The organism is Ensifer sp. NPDC090286 (genome assembly GCF_044769565.1).
Taxonomy (GTDB): Bacteria; Pseudomonadota; Alphaproteobacteria; order Rhizobiales; family Rhizobiaceae; genus Ensifer.
This window is the reverse complement of record NZ_JBIVYF010000003.1, coordinates 963,319-980,519: the sequence shown is the minus strand read 5'-3', so window position 1 is coordinate 980,519 and position 17,201 is coordinate 963,319. Positions and strand designations below refer to the sequence as shown.

17 protein-coding genes and 1 other RNA gene are annotated in these 17,201 nt (G+C 63.7%); 13 read left to right on the top strand and 5 right to left on the bottom strand.

Annotated features, from left to right (window positions below; translation table 11 throughout):
- Positions 1-102: 102 nt before the first annotated feature.
- Complete coding sequence (locus tag ACIQUG_RS20000) at positions 103-240, top strand: DUF1127 domain-containing protein (protein WP_064817013.1); 138 nt, start codon at positions 103-105, stop codon at positions 238-240.
- A gap of 62 nt (positions 241-302) precedes the next feature.
- Here ACIQUG_RS20000 and ACIQUG_RS19995 read toward each other — a convergent pair whose 3' ends face one another.
- From ACIQUG_RS19995 to ACIQUG_RS19980, 4 genes are all read right to left on the bottom strand, one after another.
- Entirely contained in the window at positions 303-671 is a 369-nt protein-coding gene (locus ACIQUG_RS19995) for a VOC family protein (protein WP_402323650.1), read from the bottom strand.
- Positions 672-751: 80 nt separating this feature from the next.
- A complete protein-coding gene (locus tag ACIQUG_RS19990; protein WP_043611807.1) occupies positions 752-1,459 on the bottom strand; it encodes a YafY family protein in 708 nt (235 codons plus the stop codon).
- 23 nt (positions 1,460-1,482) lie between these two features.
- Positions 1,483-2,463, bottom strand: a complete 981-nt coding sequence (gene nudC, locus ACIQUG_RS19985; RefSeq protein ID WP_402323649.1) for an NAD(+) diphosphatase — start codon at positions 2,461-2,463, stop codon at positions 1,483-1,485.
- A gap of 2 nt (positions 2,464-2,465) precedes the next feature.
- Complete coding sequence (locus tag ACIQUG_RS19980) at positions 2,466-2,918, bottom strand: HIT domain-containing protein (RefSeq protein WP_402323648.1); 453 nt, start codon at positions 2,916-2,918, stop codon at positions 2,466-2,468.
- 64 nt (positions 2,919-2,982) lie between these two features.
- On the opposite strand from ACIQUG_RS19980, the gene ffs reads away from it, so the two are divergent.
- From ffs to ACIQUG_RS19955, 5 genes are all read left to right on the top strand, one after another.
- An RNA gene (ffs, locus tag ACIQUG_RS19975) (signal recognition particle sRNA small type) lies at positions 2,983-3,080 on the top strand.
- A 45-nt stretch (positions 3,081-3,125) separates the two neighbouring features.
- On the top strand, positions 3,126-4,994 hold the full coding sequence (locus tag ACIQUG_RS19970) for a DNA polymerase III subunit gamma/tau (protein ID WP_402323647.1): 1,869 nt from the start codon (positions 3,126-3,128) through the stop codon (positions 4,992-4,994).
- A gap of 40 nt (positions 4,995-5,034) precedes the next feature.
- Positions 5,035-5,358 carry a YbaB/EbfC family nucleoid-associated protein gene (locus ACIQUG_RS19965; RefSeq protein WP_029742357.1) on the top strand — a complete coding sequence of 108 codons (324 nt, stop codon included), beginning with the start codon at positions 5,035-5,037 and terminating at the stop codon, positions 5,356-5,358.
- A gap of 143 nt (positions 5,359-5,501) precedes the next feature.
- Positions 5,502-6,107: a recombination mediator RecR gene (recR, locus tag ACIQUG_RS19960; RefSeq protein WP_029742358.1), complete on the top strand. Its 606-nt coding sequence runs from the start codon at positions 5,502-5,504 to the stop codon at positions 6,105-6,107.
- A gap of 10 nt (positions 6,108-6,117) precedes the next feature.
- A complete protein-coding gene (locus ACIQUG_RS19955; RefSeq protein ID WP_402323646.1) occupies positions 6,118-7,413 on the top strand; it encodes a lytic murein transglycosylase in 1,296 nt (431 codons plus the stop codon).
- 109 nt (positions 7,414-7,522) lie between these two features.
- On the opposite strand, the gene ACIQUG_RS19950 is transcribed toward ACIQUG_RS19955, so the two are convergent.
- Positions 7,523-9,157, bottom strand: a complete 1,635-nt coding sequence (locus tag ACIQUG_RS19950) for an MFS transporter (RefSeq protein WP_192448182.1) — start codon at positions 9,155-9,157, stop codon at positions 7,523-7,525.
- Positions 9,158-9,430: 273 nt separating this feature from the next.
- Here ACIQUG_RS19950 and rimP point away from each other — a divergent pair, with 273 nt between their 5' ends.
- From rimP to truB, 7 genes are all read left to right on the top strand, one after another.
- Positions 9,431-10,051: a ribosome maturation factor RimP gene (gene rimP / locus ACIQUG_RS19945; protein WP_043611825.1), complete on the top strand. Its 621-nt coding sequence runs from the start codon at positions 9,431-9,433 to the stop codon at positions 10,049-10,051.
- 45 nt (positions 10,052-10,096) lie between these two features.
- Positions 10,097-11,716 carry a transcription termination factor NusA gene (gene nusA, locus ACIQUG_RS19940; protein ID WP_402323645.1) on the top strand — a complete coding sequence of 540 codons (1,620 nt, stop codon included), beginning with the start codon at positions 10,097-10,099 and terminating at the stop codon, positions 11,714-11,716.
- 5 nt (positions 11,717-11,721) lie between these two features.
- The gene (locus ACIQUG_RS19935; protein ID WP_043611830.1) at positions 11,722-12,429 is read left to right on the top strand and encodes an RNA-binding protein; all 708 of its coding nucleotides are present in this window, start codon (positions 11,722-11,724) and stop codon (positions 12,427-12,429) included.
- Positions 12,430-12,534: 105 nt separating this feature from the next.
- Complete coding sequence (infB, locus tag ACIQUG_RS19930) at positions 12,535-15,234, top strand: translation initiation factor IF-2 (protein ID WP_402323644.1); 2,700 nt, start codon at positions 12,535-12,537, stop codon at positions 15,232-15,234.
- A complete protein-coding gene (locus tag ACIQUG_RS19925) occupies positions 15,234-15,686 on the top strand; it encodes a hypothetical protein (RefSeq protein ID WP_402323643.1) in 453 nt (150 codons plus the stop codon). The genes infB and ACIQUG_RS19925 overlap by 1 nt, the downstream gene beginning before the upstream one ends.
- Before the next feature lie 80 nt (positions 15,687-15,766).
- The gene (rbfA, locus tag ACIQUG_RS19920) at positions 15,767-16,171 is read left to right on the top strand and encodes a 30S ribosome-binding factor RbfA (RefSeq protein ID WP_192448178.1); all 405 of its coding nucleotides are present in this window, start codon (positions 15,767-15,769) and stop codon (positions 16,169-16,171) included.
- Between the two features lie 8 nt (positions 16,172-16,179).
- On the top strand, positions 16,180-17,115 hold the full coding sequence (gene truB, locus ACIQUG_RS19915; protein WP_034804752.1) for a tRNA pseudouridine(55) synthase TruB: 936 nt from the start codon (positions 16,180-16,182) through the stop codon (positions 17,113-17,115).
- Positions 17,116-17,201: the final 86 nt, after the last annotated feature.

Sequence of the window (17,201 nt, the reverse complement as noted above, 5' to 3'; positions counted from 1 at the left end):
TAACCGGCTACGCGTCTGGTGCATGCCTAGTTTGCAATCGTGGCGCTACACAAATTTTAGGCAAATGCCTATTTGACGCTCGTCAAGTAAGGAGTTTTAAAGATGAAGATCCGTCAGAAGATCATGGAATATGCGAAGACCCGCCGTGCGATCCGCGAGCTGAACGCTCTCGACGATCACGCACTGAGCGACATCGGTCTGTCCCGTTCGCAGATCCAGGCCGCCGTTTACGGCCGCTAATCCGCACCATTCGCGCATCCCGCCGCTTCAGGCTGGCGGGATGCGCGCTGCAACCCTCTCGCTTAAGAATCGTAGAGGCAGACGCGCAGCCGGTGACCATCCGGATCGAGCGCGACGAAAGTCGGACCGAAATCCATCTCGGTCAATTCCTGCGCAATCGGCAGGCCTTTCCCCTTCCAATCCTCGTAATGTGCGCGCACCGCGCTCTCATCCTCCACCATGAACGCCAGTTCCGATCGGCTGCCCGATGCCGCCGGCTCCGGCGAGACCGTATGTTCGGCCCAGAGCCCGAGCGTGAAACCGCCCGGCAGCTCGAAGGACGAGAAGGTCTGGTAGGCGACCTGCGGTTCCTGCGCGAGAACCGCCCGGTAGAACGTCACGCTTGCGAGCGGATCCTTGACGTAGAGAACGATGAGATTTGCCTTGGCCATGGCTTCCTCCTTGTTGCGGGAGTGCCAAGGCTAGGACTGGCCGCTGCCAGTTTCTGTCAGCATCGGCGCATGAGCGTCCCTCAGGAGCCGACCGTCTGGCGTTTTGATGCCGCCATGTTCTGGCTCGCGCGCCAATCCTTCATCAGCACCTGCCGGCGGCGGGGATAGCGCGCCTCGGTCACCGCCATCCGCTGCATGCGGTCGGCGCGAAAGTGCCGGAAGTCCAGGCGCAGCTCGCACCAGGCCATGACCATGCGCACGTTTTCGAAGAAGCCGAGCGCAAAGGGCCAGATGGTGCGCTGCGTCGCGCTGCCGTCATTGTCGACGTAGTCGAGCTCCACCTTGCGTTCGTTGCGGATCGCGCGCCGGAGCGCCGCGATGTCGATGCCATTGGTGGCCGGCGGGCTCGGGCCGACAAGCAGGGTCGAACTGTCCAGTTCCTCGCGAAGCTCGGCAGGCAGCACGGCGGCGATCTTGGCGAGCGCATTGGCGGCAGCTCCGGCGAGATCGTCGTCGGTGCGCTTGGAAACCCAGCGCGAGCCGAGCACCAAGGCTTCGATCTCCTCGGCGGAAAACATCATCGGAGGCAGCATGAAGCCGGGCTTGAGCACGTAGCCAAGCCCCGGCTCGCCCTCGATATCGGCGCCCTGGGCCTGGAGGCTGGCGATGTCGCGGTAGAGCGTTCGGAGGCTGACGCCGGTTTCTTCCGCCAGCCGCTGGCCGCTCACCGGCTGGCGGTAGCGCCGGAGCACCTGCAGGAGGTCGAGCAACCGTTCGGAGCGGGACAAGGCCGGTCTCCTCTAGAGCGCGTCTACGCCCGCTCGCCCCAGGCGAGCCAGTCGCGCATCAACTGGTGTGCGATTGCGCCCTTGGGTGGCGGAATATGCGCGTCGCCGGTGTCGGCGACCCCGGTCGAGCGTTCGAGCATCGCGGTCGTTTCCTCGCGCGTGAACCAACGCACGTCCTCCAACTCCTGCTCGTCGCGCTTGATGACGGTCGATTTCGCCTCGGCATAGCAGCCGATCATCAGCGTGTGCGGCATCGGCCAGGGCTGCGAAGCATGGTAGCGCACCCGGCCGATATGAATGCCGGACTCCTCGAGCGTTTCGCGGCGCACGGCGTTTTCGATCGTCTCGCCCGGCTCGACGAAGCCGGCAAGGCAGGAATACATGCCCGGCGCGAAATGCGGGCTGCGGCCGAGCAGGCAGAGGTCTCGCTCAAGGTCGATCGTCATCATGATGACGACAGGGTCGGTCCGCGGGAAGACCATGTGGCCGCAGGCGGTGCAGATCCGGCGGTAGCCGCCGGCCTTGCCTTCCATCGGGCCGGCGCAGCGGCCGCAGAAGCGGTTGTTGGCATTCCAGGTAATCAGGCTCGAGCCTTGCGCGAACTGGCCAAGCAGTTCCTCCGGCAGCATCTGCTGGCGATAGAGGGTGCGGCCATCGGCGATCTTGAAGGGCTCGGTAATCGTCTCTTCCGTGAGGCCCGTCGGCACAGCCAGCCGGGGTTCGCCGTTTGCGAGGTAGCCGAGCAGGATCGTCTCGTCGAGAACGGGTTCGAGGCCTTCGAGCTCATAAGGCGCAAACAGCGGGTCGATGATCTTCTCGTCATGCTTGACGATGAGCTTCGGACCGGAGAAGGCGAGGAAGTGCGCACCCGGGTGCTTCAGCGCCACCTCGACGCAATCGTCGGCCCGGTGTTCCGACTGGCGATCCAGATGATTCTCCGAGAAGGCGACGAGGGTGCTTGGCTCTGGATGCGGGCTGCGAAGGTCAAAGATCGATTTCGTCATGTTCAGAGGTTTTCCAGAATGCGGGCTGCGAAGGTCTGATGTTCTTTCTCGTCCCACGGCTCCGCCTTGCCGAAGCCCCAGACCGGCCCCGGCCAGTTCGGGTCACCGTCGCTGCGGGCGATGATATGCACATGAAGCTGCCGGACGATGTTGCCCAACGCGCCAATATTGATCTTCTCGGCGCCTGTGACCTTCTTCAGCGCTGTCGCCGCCATGGTCGTCTCGAAGGTCAGCATCGTCTGGTCGAGCGGGGTGAGGTCGAAGATCTCGGAGATGCCTTCACGCTGCGGAATGAGCACGAGCCAGGGCCAGCGGCGGTCGTTCATCAGCCGCATCTGGCAAAGCCCGATCGAGGCGATCGGAATGCCGTCGCGTTCGAGCCGCTCGTCGAGGGTGAAGGTCGTCAACGGGTTCTCCTCGGCTATCGAGAATGGCGGATTCGCCTTGTTTTGCATATCGATATCAGTTTTTTGATGGCTTGGCTTGCATTTGCTTTCGATATTGCCGATATGGAAGCCGGGAGGTTGGTGGTGGACGAGCCACTCGCCAACCGGGTCAGGTCCGGAAGGAAGCAGCCCCAACGAGCTCCGGCACGGGTCATCGTGCCAGCCTCCCACCTTTTCCGTCCTGTCGGGACAAGAGTTCGAACAGCGGCAGGGTCGATGAGCGACGATACGTCCATTTCATCCGTTGAGAAACCAGCCGCCTACCGTGTTCTGGCGCGCAAATATCGCCCGAAGGATTTCTCCGACCTGATGGTCGGACAGGAACCGATGGTGCGCACGCTCACCAACGCGTTCGAAACCGGTCGCATCGCCCAGGCCTATATGCTGACCGGCGTACGCGGGGTCGGCAAGACCACCACCGCCCGCATCCTCGCTCGCGCGCTCAATTACAAGACGCCGGATATTGACCGGCCAACGATCGATCTCAGGGTACCGGGCGAACATTGCCAGGCGATCATGGATGGACGTCATGTCGACGTCATCGAAATGGACGCCGCTTCGCACACCGGCATCGACGATATCCGCGAGATCATCGAGCAGGTCCGCTACCGCCCGGTTTCGGCCCGCTATAAAGTCTACATCATCGACGAAGTGCACATGCTCTCGACCCAGGCTTTCAACGGCCTGCTGAAGACGCTCGAAGAGCCGCCGGAGCACGTGAAGTTCATCTTCGCCACCACCGAAATCCGCAAAGTGCCGATCACGGTTCTGTCGCGCTGCCAGCGCTTCGACCTGCGCCGCATCAGCGCATCGGATCTCGTCGGCCTGTTTTCGACGATCCTCGGCAAGGAAGGCGTCTCCTTCGATCCGGAGGCGCTCGCCATGGTCGCCCGCGCCGCCGAAGGCTCTGCCCGAGACGGCCTGTCGCTGCTCGACCAGGCGATCGCCCATGGTGGCGGCGCCGTCGAGGTGGAGACCGTGCGCTCGATGCTTGGCCTTGCCGACCGCGCCCGCATCGTCGATCTCTTCGAACACGTCGTCAAAGGCGATGTCGCGGCAGCACTCCAAGAATTTACCGCACAGTACGAGGCCGGCGCCAATCCGACGGTCGTGCTGACCGATCTTGCCGATTTCACCCATCTCGTCACCCGCATGAAATACGTGCCCGAGGCGGTCAACGACCAGTCCTTGAGCGAAATCGAGCGCACCCGCGGTGCTGCTTTCGCCGAAAGCGTCGCGGTCACCGCGCTGTCGCGCATCTGGCAGATGCTGCTCAAGGGTATTCCGGAAGCCGAAAGCTCGTCGCGCCCGGCGGGTGCCGCCGAAATGGTGCTGATCCGCCTGGCGCATGCGGCACATCTGCCGGCGCCGGAAGAGGCTGTGCGGCGCTTGCTGGAGCTTTCCGGCAATGAAGGCGGCGGCGCTCGTCCTGGCCCTTCGGGTGGAAACGGCGGCGGCGCTCAGGCCCAGGCTTCCGTGTCCGTGTCGGCCCAGGCATCGCAGCCGATGCCGGTGCAACGCCCGACGAGCAATGGCGCGACCATGCTGCGCGCGGTGCCGGACGTAGCACCCCAGGCGGTTGCCGTCGGCCGCATCGAAGAACGCCCGATGGCGGCGCCTGCGGCCAAGCCGCAGCCGTCGGTGCCGGTCAATTCGATCGCCGACATCGCCGATCTCTGCGCCAAGAACCGCGACATCAAGCTGAAGACGCTCGTGCGCGGTTTCCTGCGGCTCGTGCGGATCGAGCCCGGACGCCTCGACGTCAACGTCTCGGACGACGCGCCGAAGACCCTGCTTGGCGAAGTTGCGGTCAAGCTCAAGGAATGGACCGGTATCCACTGGATCGTCAGCTACAGCCGCGAGGCCGGCGAGCCGACACTGATCGAGGCGGAACAGCGGGCGCAGGAGCAGCGTGTCAACGACGCACGCCAGGATCCCGATGTCGCCGCCATTCTCGCCCGGTTCCCGGGTGCCAAGATCACCGACGTGCGCATTCGCGCCGTTGAAGAAGAGGTCGAGAGCCAGGCTCCGGCCACAGCCGAATCCGCCGACGGCGATATCGTCCCTGGCGACGACATCGAATAGTCCCGTCTGCGAGCAGAAACGAAAAGAACAGGAGACGACGATGCGCGACATCATGGGGATGATGGGCAAGGTCAAGGAAATGCAGGCCAAGATGGAGAAGATGCAGGCGGAAATCGCCGCGCTCGAAGTCGACGGCACCTCCGGCGGTGGCCTCGTCACGGTTCGCCTCGACGGCAAGGGCACCCTCAAGAGCCTGAAGATCGACCCCTCGCTGTTCAAGGAAGACGACGTCGAGATCCTCGAAGACCTGATCGTCGCCGCCCACAAGGACGCCAAGGACAAGGCCGAGGCCGTGCAGGCGGAAAAGACCCGCGAGCTGACCGCCGGCCTGCCGATCCCGCCCGGCATGAAGCTGCCGTTCTGATCGCATCCAGGCCTTAAGTTCGGGAAGCGGGCGGTCTCGTCGGCCGCTTCCTTCGCATGCCGGCGGTGAAGGCCGCCGGATGCCGCCTTGACGGCGTTTCGAAGGCGATTCCGTTTCGGGCCGATATGGGCTAAAAGCGCCGCATGGCAAAACGAGTCACCGGCCCCGAAATCGAAAAACTCATCCAGCTCCTGGCGAAAGTCCCGGGGCTTGGGCCACGCTCCGCACGGCGTGCCGCCCTCCATCTCGTCAAGAAGAAGGACCAGTTGCTGGGTCCGCTCGCCGACGCGATGGGCGAAGCGCACCGCAAGGTCCGCATCTGCTCCTGCTGCGGCAATGTCGATACGATCGATCCCTGCACCGTCTGTTCCGACGAGCGTCGCGACCACTCCGTGCTCATCGTTGTGGAGGACGTCTCCGACCTCTGGGCGCTGGAGCGCGCCGGCGCGATGAACGCCGCCTATCACGTGCTTGGCGGCACGCTCTCGCCGCTCGACGGCGTCGGTCCCGACGACCTCAACATCAAGGGCCTGGTGCAACGCGTCGCCAATGGCGGTGTCCGTGAGCTGATCATCGCCGTCAACGCCACCGTCGAGGGCCAGACCACGGCGCACTACATCACCGACCAGCTCGAAGGCATGGAGGTGAAGATCACCCGGCTTGCCCATGGCGTGCCCGTCGGTGGCGAACTCGACTATCTCGACGAGGGCACGCTGGCAGCGGCCCTTCGTGCCCGCACGTCGATCTGAAGGGATGCCGATGCGTTTGAAGTCTCTGGTTCGTTCGCTGTTTTCCGGTCGTGCAGGGGGAGGCAAGCCCCGTGCACACCTCCTCGCCGCCGTTGCAGCGCTTCTCGCTCTCAGCCTCCCCGCTCACGCCGCCACCAAGGCCGATGTCGAGGCGCAATTCCGCACCTGGCTGCAGAATGACCTCTGGCCGGAAGCGAAGAAGGCGGGCATTTCCGCCGGATCCTTCAAGGCGGCGTTTTCCGACGTGAAGCTCAACTGGGACCTGCCGGATCTGGCGCCCCCCGGCTTCCCGAAGCCGAAGGAGCAGAAGCAGAGCCAGGCGGAGTTTTCCTCGCCCGGAAACTACTTCTCGGAAAAGCGCCTGCAGGGGCTCGCCGGCACCGGCCGCAGCCTGGCGTCCACCCACGCCTCGACGCTCAAGAAGATCGAGCGCACCTATGGCGTGCCGGCCTCGGTGATCGTGGCGATCTGGGGCAGGGAATCCGGCTTCGGTCGCGCCAAGATCCCCTATCCGGTGGTCGATGTGCTCGCGACCAAAGCCTTCATGTCGACGCGGCCGGACCTCTTTCGCCGCGAGCTGATCGCGGCGCTGCACATTCTCGACAGCGGCGATGTCGATGAGGCGGCGATGCGCGGGTCCTGGGCCGGCGCGATGGGCCAGCCGCAGTTCATGCCGTCGAGCTTCCTGCAATATGCCGTCGATTTCGATGGCGACGGCCGCCGCGACATCTGGAATTCGGTGCCCGACAGTCTGGCGTCGATCGCCAACTATCTCGTCAAGAAGGGCTGGCAGCGCGACCGTGACTGGGGCTTTGAGGTGTCGATCCCGGAAGCCGTCTCCTGTGCGCAGGAAGGCCCGGATCTCGCCCAACCCCTGTCGAATTGGGCGAACAAGGGCATTACTCGGATTTCGGGCAAGGCCTTCCCGTCGCACGAACTGTCGGCATCCTCGATGATGCTGGTGCCTGCCGGCCGGCACGGGCCGGAGTTTATCGTGACGCCGAACTTCTACGTGCTCAAGGAATACAACAATTCCGACCTCTACGCGCTGTTCATCGGCAACCTTGCCGACCGCATCGCCACCGGCGGCGGCGCTTTCCGCGGCACGTGGGGCGATGTTGGCAATATGCTGCGTTCGGACGTTCTCAAGATGCAGAAGGCGCTGGTTGCCAAGGGTTACGACGTCGGCAAGGTCGATGGTCTTCCCGGCTACAAGACGCGCCGCTCGCTCGGCGACTGGCAGGCAAAGAGCGGCCTTGCCGCTACCTGCTTCCCGGATGCCTCGCTGAAGGCGAAGCTGCGGTAAAGCCAATTGCAGCCGGTGGCGCCGGCGTGCCGATTGCCGAAACGAAAAAGGCCCCGGTGACGGGGCCCTTTTTCGTTGCATGATTCCTTGTCGGCGCAAGAGCCAGTACCTAGTGCATGTCCACATTCACCTGTCGCTTGTAGCGCTCGTAATGCGTCGGGACGATCGTCTGACGCTCGATCATCCGGTGCACCCGCGGTGGTGTCTTGCCGCTATGCAATGCCGTCAGCCGGTCGCCGACGGCGGCGTCGGCCTGGGTGCGGCGCTGGTTGTGGCGCACATATTCGACCCAGGTCGGCACGTGATAGGTCTCGGTCCATGTGGTCGGGTTTTCGAGATCGCGCATCAACGCCCAATGCCCGGCGCCGTCGCGAATGCGAATGCGCCGCCGTTCCGCCATCGTCGTCAGGAACTCCGGGATATCGTCGTCGGCGATCTCGTAGTCGATCATGATGACGATCGGGCCGCTGCGCGGTTTCAGGTCCAGTTCGAGCGGCGGCTCGTTGAAGCGGTTGAGCGGATCGAGGTTGAGCGAGGTGAACTCCGGCAAGGGCAGGCGGAAGCCGACCACGACCCCGGCGAACATCAGCAGACAGGAGCCCATCAACGCGTTGGCCGCGCCATATTGCTCGGCGGCCGTACCCCAGAGCCAGCTGCCGCCGGCAATGCCGCCGAAGGTCATGGTCTGGTAGAGCGACAGCGCCCGGCCGACCACCCAGCGCGGCGTCGAAAGCTGCACGGTGGTGTTGAACAACGACAGCGCCAGCACCCAACAGGCGCCGGAGATCAGCAGCACGAGACAGCTCAGCCAGGCATAGGTGCTCCAGGCCGTGATCGCGGCGCTGGCGGCAAAGCCGGTAAAGGCGATGCGCACGATCGCCTCGCTCGAAAGCTTTTCGCGCAGCCGGGCAGAGAGCAGCGCCCCGCCGATCGCGCCGAGGCCGAAGGCGCCGAGCATCAGGCCGTAGGTGAGCGGCCCGCCCTGGACGAGGTCGCGGGCAACGAGCGGCAGAAGCGCGAGGATTGCGCTCGCCGAAAGGCCGAAGAGGAAGCCGCGCAAGAGCACCTTGCCGATGTTGGGCGACATCGCGACATAGCGCAGGCCAGCCGAAATGGCGCGACCCAGCGTCTCGCGCGGCAGCGTGTTCGTAGGCACCTCGCGACGCCAGCGCACCAGCGCAAAGAGGATGGCGAAATAGCTGAGCGTGTTGGCGAAGAAGGCCGCCGCCGCGCCGAGTGCCGCAACGATGGCACCGCCGATCGCCGGGCCGACGCTGCGGGTGATGTTGAAGCCCATGCTGTTGAGCGCGACTGCCGCCGGCAGGTCTTCGCGCGGAACCATGTCGCCGACCGACGCCTGCCAGGACGGGTTGTTGAGCGCCGTGCCGCAGCCGATGAGGAAGGTGAAGAGCAGGAGCAGCCAGGGTGTGATCAGCCCGACATAGGCAAAGATCGTCAAGAGTGCCGAGACGAAGAGCATGAAACACTGCGCCACCAGCATGATCCGCCGCCGGTCGAAATTGTCGGCAAGCGCGCCGGAGACGAGCGAAAAGAGCATGATCGGCAGTGAGGTGGAAGCCTGCACCAGCGCCACCATGTTCGCTGATGAGGAAATGGAGGTCATCAGCCAGGCGGCGCCGACCGATTGAATGAGGCCGCCGAAATTGGAGGCGAGGCTCGCGATCCAGATCGTGCGGAAGATGTCGTGCTTGAAGGGGGCAAGCGGCGAAATACGGGTGGGCACCTCGTCTTCTCTCTTCGTTTCTTGATTGTCGTCTCGAAGCGGTTCGTTACCTGTTATAGGCCGGACAACGCGAAGCGCCACCCGCTGAAACTGACCTTGTTGGCGAAGATGCTTGCTGGCGGATCGTCCGGCCATTTGCGGCGGGCGGCCCAATGCCTTGCAATTTGCGGCGATGGGGCGTATATGAGCCTCAAATTCTTGATCGGTAGATGAAGAGTGGGCCCGTCAGGACCCGCTCTTTTTTATTAGCCGGTCCGATGAGGAGATGATCGTTTGTCCGATACGACAACGGCTGAAAATGCACATGAACCCCGCCTGATCACCGAAACCGGTCTCGACCAGCGCGTCGCCGACATCATCGAGCCGGTCATCGTGCCGATGGGCTACCAGCTCGTGCGCGTGCGCATGTCCGGCCAGAACGGCCTGACGCTGCAGATCATGGCCGAGCGCACCGACGGCACCATGACCGTCGAGGACTGCGAAGAGATCTCCAAGGCCATTTCGCCGGTGCTCGATGTGGAAGATCCGATCGACAAGGCGTATCATCTCGAAGTGTCGTCGCCGGGCATCGACCGCCCGATGGTGCGCAAGTCCGACTTCTTCCGCTGGCAGGGTCACCTGCTGAAATGTGAGACGTCGGTTCTGGTCGACGGCCGCAAGCGGTTCCGCGGCAAGATCGTTTCCGTCGATGACGACGGTTTCCGGCTCGAGCGCGACCAGGTTGCCTATGGCGAGGAGCCCGTCGTCGTTATCCCGTTCACCACGCTTTCCGAGGCGCGGCTGATCCTGACCGACGATCTGATCCGTGATGCGCTGACCGCCGACAAGAAGGCGAAGGCGGCACGCGCTGCGAATGAAAATTTCGAAGACGAAGATTCACCTATTGAGGAATAAGTCGGGCGGAGCGTGAAGCCCCCTGCAACCCAACGGAGACAAGACATGGCAGTCAGTGCTAACCGGCTCGAGCTTCTGCAGATCGCGGATGCTGTCGCGCGTGAAAAGGTGATCGACCGTGAGATCGTTCTGGCCGCGATGGCCGACGCGATCCAGAAGGCGGCCCGCTCGCGCTATGGGTCGGAATCGAACATCCGCGCCGACATCAACTCCAAGACCGGCGAAATCCGCCTGCAGCGTCTTCTGGAAGTGGTCGAGAAGGCTGACGATTACTCCACGCAGATCCCGCTCGAGCTTGCTCGCGATCGCAACCCGGATGCCAAGCTCGGCGACTTCATCGCCGATCCGCTGCCGCCGATGGATTTTGGCCGCATCGCCGCCCAGTCGGCCAAGCAGGTCATCGTGCAGAAGGTTCGTGAAGCCGAACGCGATCGCCAGTTCGACGAGTTCAAGGATCGCGTCGGCGAAATCGTCAACGGCACCGTCAAGCGCGTCGAATACGGAAACGTCATCGTCGACCTCGGCCGTGGCGAAGGCATCATCCGCCGCGACGAGATGATCCCGCGCGAAAACATGCGCTACGGCGATCGCGTCCGCGCCTTCGTCTACGACGTTCGCCGCGAACAGCGCGGCCCGCAGATCTTCCTGTCGCGTACCCATCCGCAGTTCATGGTGAAGCTCTTCACCATGGAAGTGCCTGAGATCTACGACGGCATCATCCAGATCAAGTCGGTTGCCCGTGATCCGGGTTCGCGCGCCAAGATCGCCGTTGTCTCCAACGATAGCTCGATCGATCCGGTCGGCGCCTGCGTCGGTATGCGCGGTTCGCGCGTTCAGGCCGTCGTCGGCGAACTGCAGGGCGAAAAGATCGACATCATTCCGTGGTCGCAGGACCCGGCATCGTTCATCGTCAACGCGCTGCAGCCGGCAGAAGTCGCCAAGGTCGTTCTCGACGAGGATGCAGAGCGCATCGAAGTGGTCGTTCCGGACGAGCAGCTGTCGCTCGCCATCGGCCGTCGCGGCCAGAACGTTCGCCTCGCCTCGCAGCTGACCGGCTGGGATATCGACATCCTCACCGAGCAGGAAGAGAGCGAGCGCCGCCAGAAGGAATTCACCGAGCGCACCAACCTGTTCATGGACGCGCTCGACGTCGACGAAATGGTCGGCCAGGTTCTGGCTTCCGAAGGCTTTGCCGCCGTCGAGGAGCTTGCCTATGTCGACCTCGACGAAATCGCCTCGATCGACGGCTTCGACGACGAGACGGCGACCGAAATCCAGACCCGCGCCCGCGAGTTCCTGGAAAAGCTGGAAGCGGAACTGGATGCCAAGCGCAAGGAACTCGGCGTCGCCGACGAACTGCGCTCGATCGACGGCCTGACGAGCCAGATGCTCGTTGCGCTCGGCGAAGAAGGCATCAAGACGGTTGAAGACTTTGCCGGTTGCGCCGCGGACGATCTCGTCGGCTGGAGCGAACGCAAGGACGGCGACACCAAGCGTTTCGAGGGCACCTTCTCGAAGTTCGAAGTTTCGCGCGCCGAAGCCGAAGGCATGATCGTTCAGGCCCGCCTTGCGGCCGGCTGGATCACGGAAGAGGACCTGGCAAGCGACGAGGTCGAAGGTGAAGAGCCGATCGACGTTGCCGAAGGCGCCGAGCAGGACGCTTAAGGGCGATGACCGTCTCTGATGAGGCCGACAGCCTGCCTTCGGACACCCTGCCTGTAGATGGGGGTCCGAAGGATCGCAGCGGCAGCACGCGGACCTGCATCGTCACCCGCGAAAGCGGATCGCCCGACGAGCTGATCCGCTTCGTGGCCGGGCCCGACGGTCGCGTCGTTCCGGATCTGAAGCGTCAGCTTCCGGGGCGCGGCTGCTGGGTGAAGGCCGAGCGGGCGCTGATCGAGAAAGCGGTGGCGAAGAAGTTCTTCGCCCGCGCACTCAAGGCGGACGTCAAGGCTGACGCGACGCTCGCCGACGATGTCGACCGGCTGCTCGGTGAGCAGCTGGCCGGAATGATGAATTTGGCGCGCAAGGCGGCCCAGTTCATTTCCGGCGCGACGAAGACGGAGCAGGCCGTGCGCGGTCTGGCAGCGCTTGCCGTGTTCCACGCGGCCGATGCTGCCGCCGACGGCGTGCGCAAGATAGACCAGGCCCGCAAGGCGATGAGCTTCGTGGCCGACGACGAAACGGAAATACCTTCGTTCCGTCCCTTCACCGGGGCGGAAATGGAGGGCCTTTTAGGAAGTAATGCTTTTATCCATGCCGCAGCGCTTGCAGGGCAGGCGGGTGAGGGTGTAGTGAAGCGCGCAATCATGCTCGAAAAGTACCGAGGATCCGTCCCGGTCCGGGCCGAAGGCGGCGCTGGCAAGCCACAGCAATGACCCGAGTCACCGGCACAGTCTGGCATCGCGTACATTGTTTGAGACAATTTGGAAGACAGGGTCAGGTGATACGCATCCGGCCCTGATCGCTAGGAACGGAACGGAATGACCGACAACAACGACGACAAGACAGGCAGCGCAGCAGGCAAGAAGACGCTGACCCTGAAGCCCCACGGGGTTTCGCAGGGGACCGTGCGTCAGGACATGGGCCGTGGCCGCACCAAGGCGGTCGTGGTCGAAACCAAGAAACGCCCCTTCCACCGCCCTAAGGACGAGCGCCCGATCACGCCGGTTGCCGCGGCTCCCGCCGCACGCCCGGTCGAGCAGCGTCCGGCTCAGCCGCAGCCTTCCGGCCGCCCGGCCCCGCAGCCGCAGCAGCACTCGACGCGCCAGGAAGCCAACCAGGCCAACCGGCCGCGTGTGGGTGTCGTTCTGAACCAGCTTTCAGCCGGTGAGATCGACGCACGCCGCCGTGCTCTGGCCGAAGCGCAGATCCGCGACGCCGAAGAAGCGGTCATCCGCGCCGAGAACGAAGCACGTCGCAAGCGCGAGGAAGAAGCCCGTCTCCTGCGGGAGAAGGAAGAAGCTGCACGCCGCGCCGCTGAAGAAGCAGCCCGTCCGGCAGTCGAGCCCGAAGCAAAGGTCGAAGAGGTTGTCGAAGAGCGCCCCGCGGCAGCTCGCGCACCCGCTTCCACCGAGCGTCGCGCCGACGGCCGCCCGCAGGCTGCACGGCCTGCCGAAGCTGCAACTGGACTTCCGACCCCGGCTCCGGCCGGCGCGCTGCGCGGCCGCAAGGTCGACAATGAGAAGGATGAGGATCGTGGTCCGCGTCCTGGCGCAGGTCCGGTTCGCGGCAAGGTCGTGCGTCCGGAGCCGGCAAAGGTTCCGGCCCGCCCGAAGGGTGACGATGGTCGCCGCCAGGGCAAGCTGACGCTGAGCACCGCGGGCGACGAGGATGCGGGCCAGCGCGCTCGCTCGCTGTCGGCCATGCGTCGTCGCCAGGAGAAGTTCAAGCGCAGCCAGATGCAGGAAACCCGCGAGAAGATTTCTCGCGAAGTCATCCTGCCCGAAACCATCACCATTCAGGAACTGTCGCAGCGCATGTCTGAACGCGCCGTCGATGTCATCAAGTACCTGATGAAGGAAGGTCAGATGATGAAGCCCGGCGATCTGATCGACGCCGACCTGGCTGAACTCATCGCTGGCGAATTCGGCCACACGGTCAAGCGCGTTTCGGAATCCGACGTCGAGGAAGGCATCTTCAACGTTTCGGACTCGGACGAAGAAATGGAGCCGCGTCCGCCGATCGTTACGATCATGGGTCACGTCGACCACGGCAAGACCTCGCTGCTCGACGCCATCCGTCATGCCAACGTGGTTGCCGGCGAAGCGGGTGGTATCACCCAGCATATCGGCGCCTACCAGGTCGAGCAGAACGGCAACAAGATCACCTTCATCGACACCCCCGGCCACGCGGCGTTCACCGCCATGCGTGCCCGTGGTGCCCAGGCGACCGACATCGCGATCCTCGTGGTTGCGGCTGACGACAGCGTGATGCCGCAGACGATCGAATCGATCAACCACGCCAAGGCTGCGGGTGTTCCGATCATCGTGGCGATCAACAAGGTCGACAAGCCGACGGCAAACCCGCAGAAGGTTCGCACCGAACTGCTGCAGCACGAAGTCTTCGTCGAATCCATGGGCGGTGAAGTTCTCGACGTGGAAGTCTCCGCGAAGAACGGCACCAACCTCGACAAGCTGCTGGAAGCGATCCTGCTCCAGGCGGAAATCCTCGACCTCAAGGCCAATCCGAACCGGACGGCCGAAGGTACGGTGGTCGAAGCCGAGCTTGACCGTGGCCGTGGTGCGGTTGCGACCGTGCTCGTTCAGAAGGGCACGCTGCGTCCGGGCCAGATCATCGTCGCCGGTGATCAGTGGGGCCGTGTGCGCGCGCTCGTCAACGACAAGGGCGAACACGTCAAGGAAGCTGGCCCCTCGATGCCGGTCGAAGTTCTCGGCCTGTCGGGTACGCCGGCTGCCGGTGACAAGTTCGCCGTCGTCGAAAACGAAAGCCGTGCTCGCGAGATCTCCGAATACCGCCAGCGTCTCGCCCGCGAAAAGCAGGTTGCCCGTCAGTCCGGCTCGCGCGGCTCGCTCGAGCAGATGATGACCCAGCTCCAGACCTCCGGTCTCAAGGAGTTCCCGCTGGTCATCAAGGGCGACGTGCAGGGCTCGATCGAAGCGATCGCCGGTGCTCTCGAAAAGCTCGGAACCGACGAAGTGCGTGCACGCATCGTGCATTCGGGTGCCGGTGGTATCACCGAGTCGGATATCTCGCTCGCCGAGGCATCGAACGCCGCGATCATCGGCTTCAACGTCCGCGCCAACTCGCAGGCCCGTTCGGCCGCCGAGCGTGCCGGCATCGAAATCCGCTACTACAATATCATCTACGATCTGGTGGATGACGTGAAGGCGGCGATGTCGGGTCTGCTCTCGCCGGAGCGTCGCGAAACCTTCCTCGGCAACGCCGAGATCCTGGAGGTGTTCAACATCACCAAGGTCGGCAAGGTTGCCGGTTGCCGCGTCACCGAAGGCAAGGTCGAGCGTGGCGTCGGCGTCCGTCTGGTTCGCGACAACGTCGTTATCCACGAAGGCAAGCTCAAGACCCTCAAGCGCTTCAAGGACGAAGTCTCTGAAGTCAACGTCGGTCAGGAATGCGGCATGGCCTTCGAGAACTACGAAGACATCCGCGCCGGCGATACGATCGAGTGCTTCCGCGTCGAGCATATCACCCGGACGCTCTAATGGGGCTGAAAGCCCGGCAAATCTGCACAACGGCGGCCTTGGCCGCTGTTGTGTCGTTTTGGCGGACGCCGGCTTTCGCCGAAGTCTGCGACAAGATCTATCCCGGATGGGATGGGCAGAATTTCTCGGTTTTCAACGAGGTGGCCGCTTTCCTGACCAATTGGGTCGGCTTGGCGGCGCTTTTCTGTCTGTTTATCGGTTCAGTGGTTTTGCGCCTTCGGGCGCTGCTTTGGGTCGGGAGTCTTCTCGGCGGCCTCCTCCTGATGATGGCTATCACATCCTGGGGAGATGCCGAGCACCAGGTATGGCAGTCGGCTATCAATGAGGGTTGCGCTCATCCGCAGTTCGAACTGATCCATCTGCTGTCCGCGCTCGTGTTGACCGCTACGGGCGTCTTTCTGGGGCTGCGTCAAAGAAAGCGGGCGCAGGCAATCAGGGCTACCCGTGCCTGAGGCAGGGACGCTATATTACGCTTAAGAATAAAACGGATTGCCGCCCCGGGCGGGCGCAATACCTTGGAAAGCCAACGACCATGACCAAAGCCACATCCTCTGCCCCTTCCCAGCGCATGCTGCGTGTCGGTGAACAGGTGCGTGCTGCGATCACGCAGGTTCTGCAGCGCGGCGAAGTTCGCGATCCCGTGATCGAGAAGACCGTCATCGCGATCTCGGAAGTGCGCATGTCGCCGGATCTGAAGATCGCCACCGCCTACGTGACCCCGCTCGGCGTACCCAACCATGACGAAGTCATCGAAGCGCTGAACCGCAACGCCAAGTACATTCGCGGCCGTCTCGGCCCGCAGCTTCGGCAGATGAAGTACATGCCCGACGTTCGTTTCCGCGACGATACGAGCTTCGACAACTACAAGAAGATCGATGAACTCCTGCGTTCGCCGGAAGTTAGCCGCGATCTCGACCAGACCGAAGACGAAGAATAGTAGATTTCATGTCCAAACCGCGTAAGCCCAAGGGCCGCCCGATCTCGGGCTGGCTGATCCTCGACAAGCCGCTCGACTTCGGCTCCACCGAAGCCGTCTCGAAGATCAAGTGGCTGTTCAAGGCCCAGAAGGCCGGCCACGCCGGCACCCTCGATCCGCTCGCCTCCGGCATGCTGCCGATTGCGCTTGGCGATGCGACGAAGACCGTCCCTTACGTGATGGATGGACGCAAGATCTACGAATTCACCGTCGCCTGGGGCGAGGAGCGCTCCACGGACGATCTCGAAGGCGAGGTCACCCATTCCTCGGCCGAGCGGCCGAACGAAGAGGCGATCCGCGCGCTGCTGCCGAAATATACCGGGGTCATCAGCCAGGTCCCGCCGCAGTTCTCGGCGATCAAGATCGATGGCGAGCGCGCCTATGATCTCGCCCGCGACGGCGAGACGGTCGAGATCCCTGCCCGCGAGGTCGAGGTTCACCGGCTGACGCTGCTGGGGGCTGCACCCAATCTCGCCCATTTCGAAATCGAATGCGGCAAGGGCACCTATGTGCGCTCGCTCGCCCGCGACATGGGCCGCGATCTCGGGTGTTTCGGCCACATCGCGTCGCTGCGCCGTACCTTCGTCGCCCCGTTCGGGGAAGAGGACATGGTGCCGCTTGCCGACCTGGTGGCTCTGGAAAAGATCGAGGACGACCAGGAACGTCTGGCGGCACTCGACGCCTATCTGATCGAGACCGGCGAAGCGCTTTCCAGCCTGCCGCACGTGCCTGTTAACGACGACCAGGCGCACCGTCTCAGAATGGGCAATCCCATCATCCTGCGCGGCCGCGACGCACCGCTGGCGACGCCCGAGGCCTATGCCACGGCGCGCGGCAAGCTGGTCGCGATCGGTGAGATCGCCGAGGGCGAATTCCGCCCCAAGCGTGTCTTCGCCGGAAGCTAAGCGCCCGGAACAATTTGCCTTTGCTTGATCCTTGACGCATGATCCCGGCATGGGTTCCCAGTCCATCCGAGGTGATTCCGTTTCCG

Bases quoted from the DNA above. Each gene is read 5' to 3' on its own strand.
- ACIQUG_RS20000 (WP_064817013.1), top strand. From the start codon at position 103: ATGAAGATCCGTCAGAAGATCATGGAATATGCGAAGACCCGCCGTGCG.
- ACIQUG_RS19995 (WP_402323650.1), bottom strand. From the start codon at position 671: ATGGCCAAGGCAAATCTCATCGTTCTCTACGTCAAGGATCCGCTCGCA.
- nudC (WP_402323649.1), bottom strand. From the start codon at position 2,463: ATGACGAAATCGATCTTTGACCTTCGCAGCCCGCATCCAGAGCCAAGC.
- ACIQUG_RS19980 (WP_402323648.1), bottom strand. From the start codon at position 2,918: ATGCAAAACAAGGCGAATCCGCCATTCTCGATAGCCGAGGAGAACCCG.
- ACIQUG_RS19970 (WP_402323647.1), top strand. From the start codon at position 3,126: ATGAGCGACGATACGTCCATTTCATCCGTTGAGAAACCAGCCGCCTAC.
- ACIQUG_RS19965 (WP_029742357.1), top strand. From the start codon at position 5,035: ATGCGCGACATCATGGGGATGATGGGCAAGGTCAAGGAAATGCAGGCC.
- recR (WP_029742358.1), top strand. From the start codon at position 5,502: ATGGCAAAACGAGTCACCGGCCCCGAAATCGAAAAACTCATCCAGCTC.
- ACIQUG_RS19955 (WP_402323646.1), top strand. From the start codon at position 6,118: ATGCGTTTGAAGTCTCTGGTTCGTTCGCTGTTTTCCGGTCGTGCAGGG.
- nusA (WP_402323645.1), top strand. From the start codon at position 10,097: ATGGCAGTCAGTGCTAACCGGCTCGAGCTTCTGCAGATCGCGGATGCT.
- ACIQUG_RS19935 (WP_043611830.1), top strand. From the start codon at position 11,722: ATGACCGTCTCTGATGAGGCCGACAGCCTGCCTTCGGACACCCTGCCT.
- infB (WP_402323644.1), top strand. From the start codon at position 12,535: ATGACCGACAACAACGACGACAAGACAGGCAGCGCAGCAGGCAAGAAG.
- ACIQUG_RS19925 (WP_402323643.1), top strand. From the start codon at position 15,234: ATGGGGCTGAAAGCCCGGCAAATCTGCACAACGGCGGCCTTGGCCGCT.
- rbfA (WP_192448178.1), top strand. From the start codon at position 15,767: ATGACCAAAGCCACATCCTCTGCCCCTTCCCAGCGCATGCTGCGTGTC.
- truB (WP_034804752.1), top strand. From the start codon at position 16,180: ATGTCCAAACCGCGTAAGCCCAAGGGCCGCCCGATCTCGGGCTGGCTG.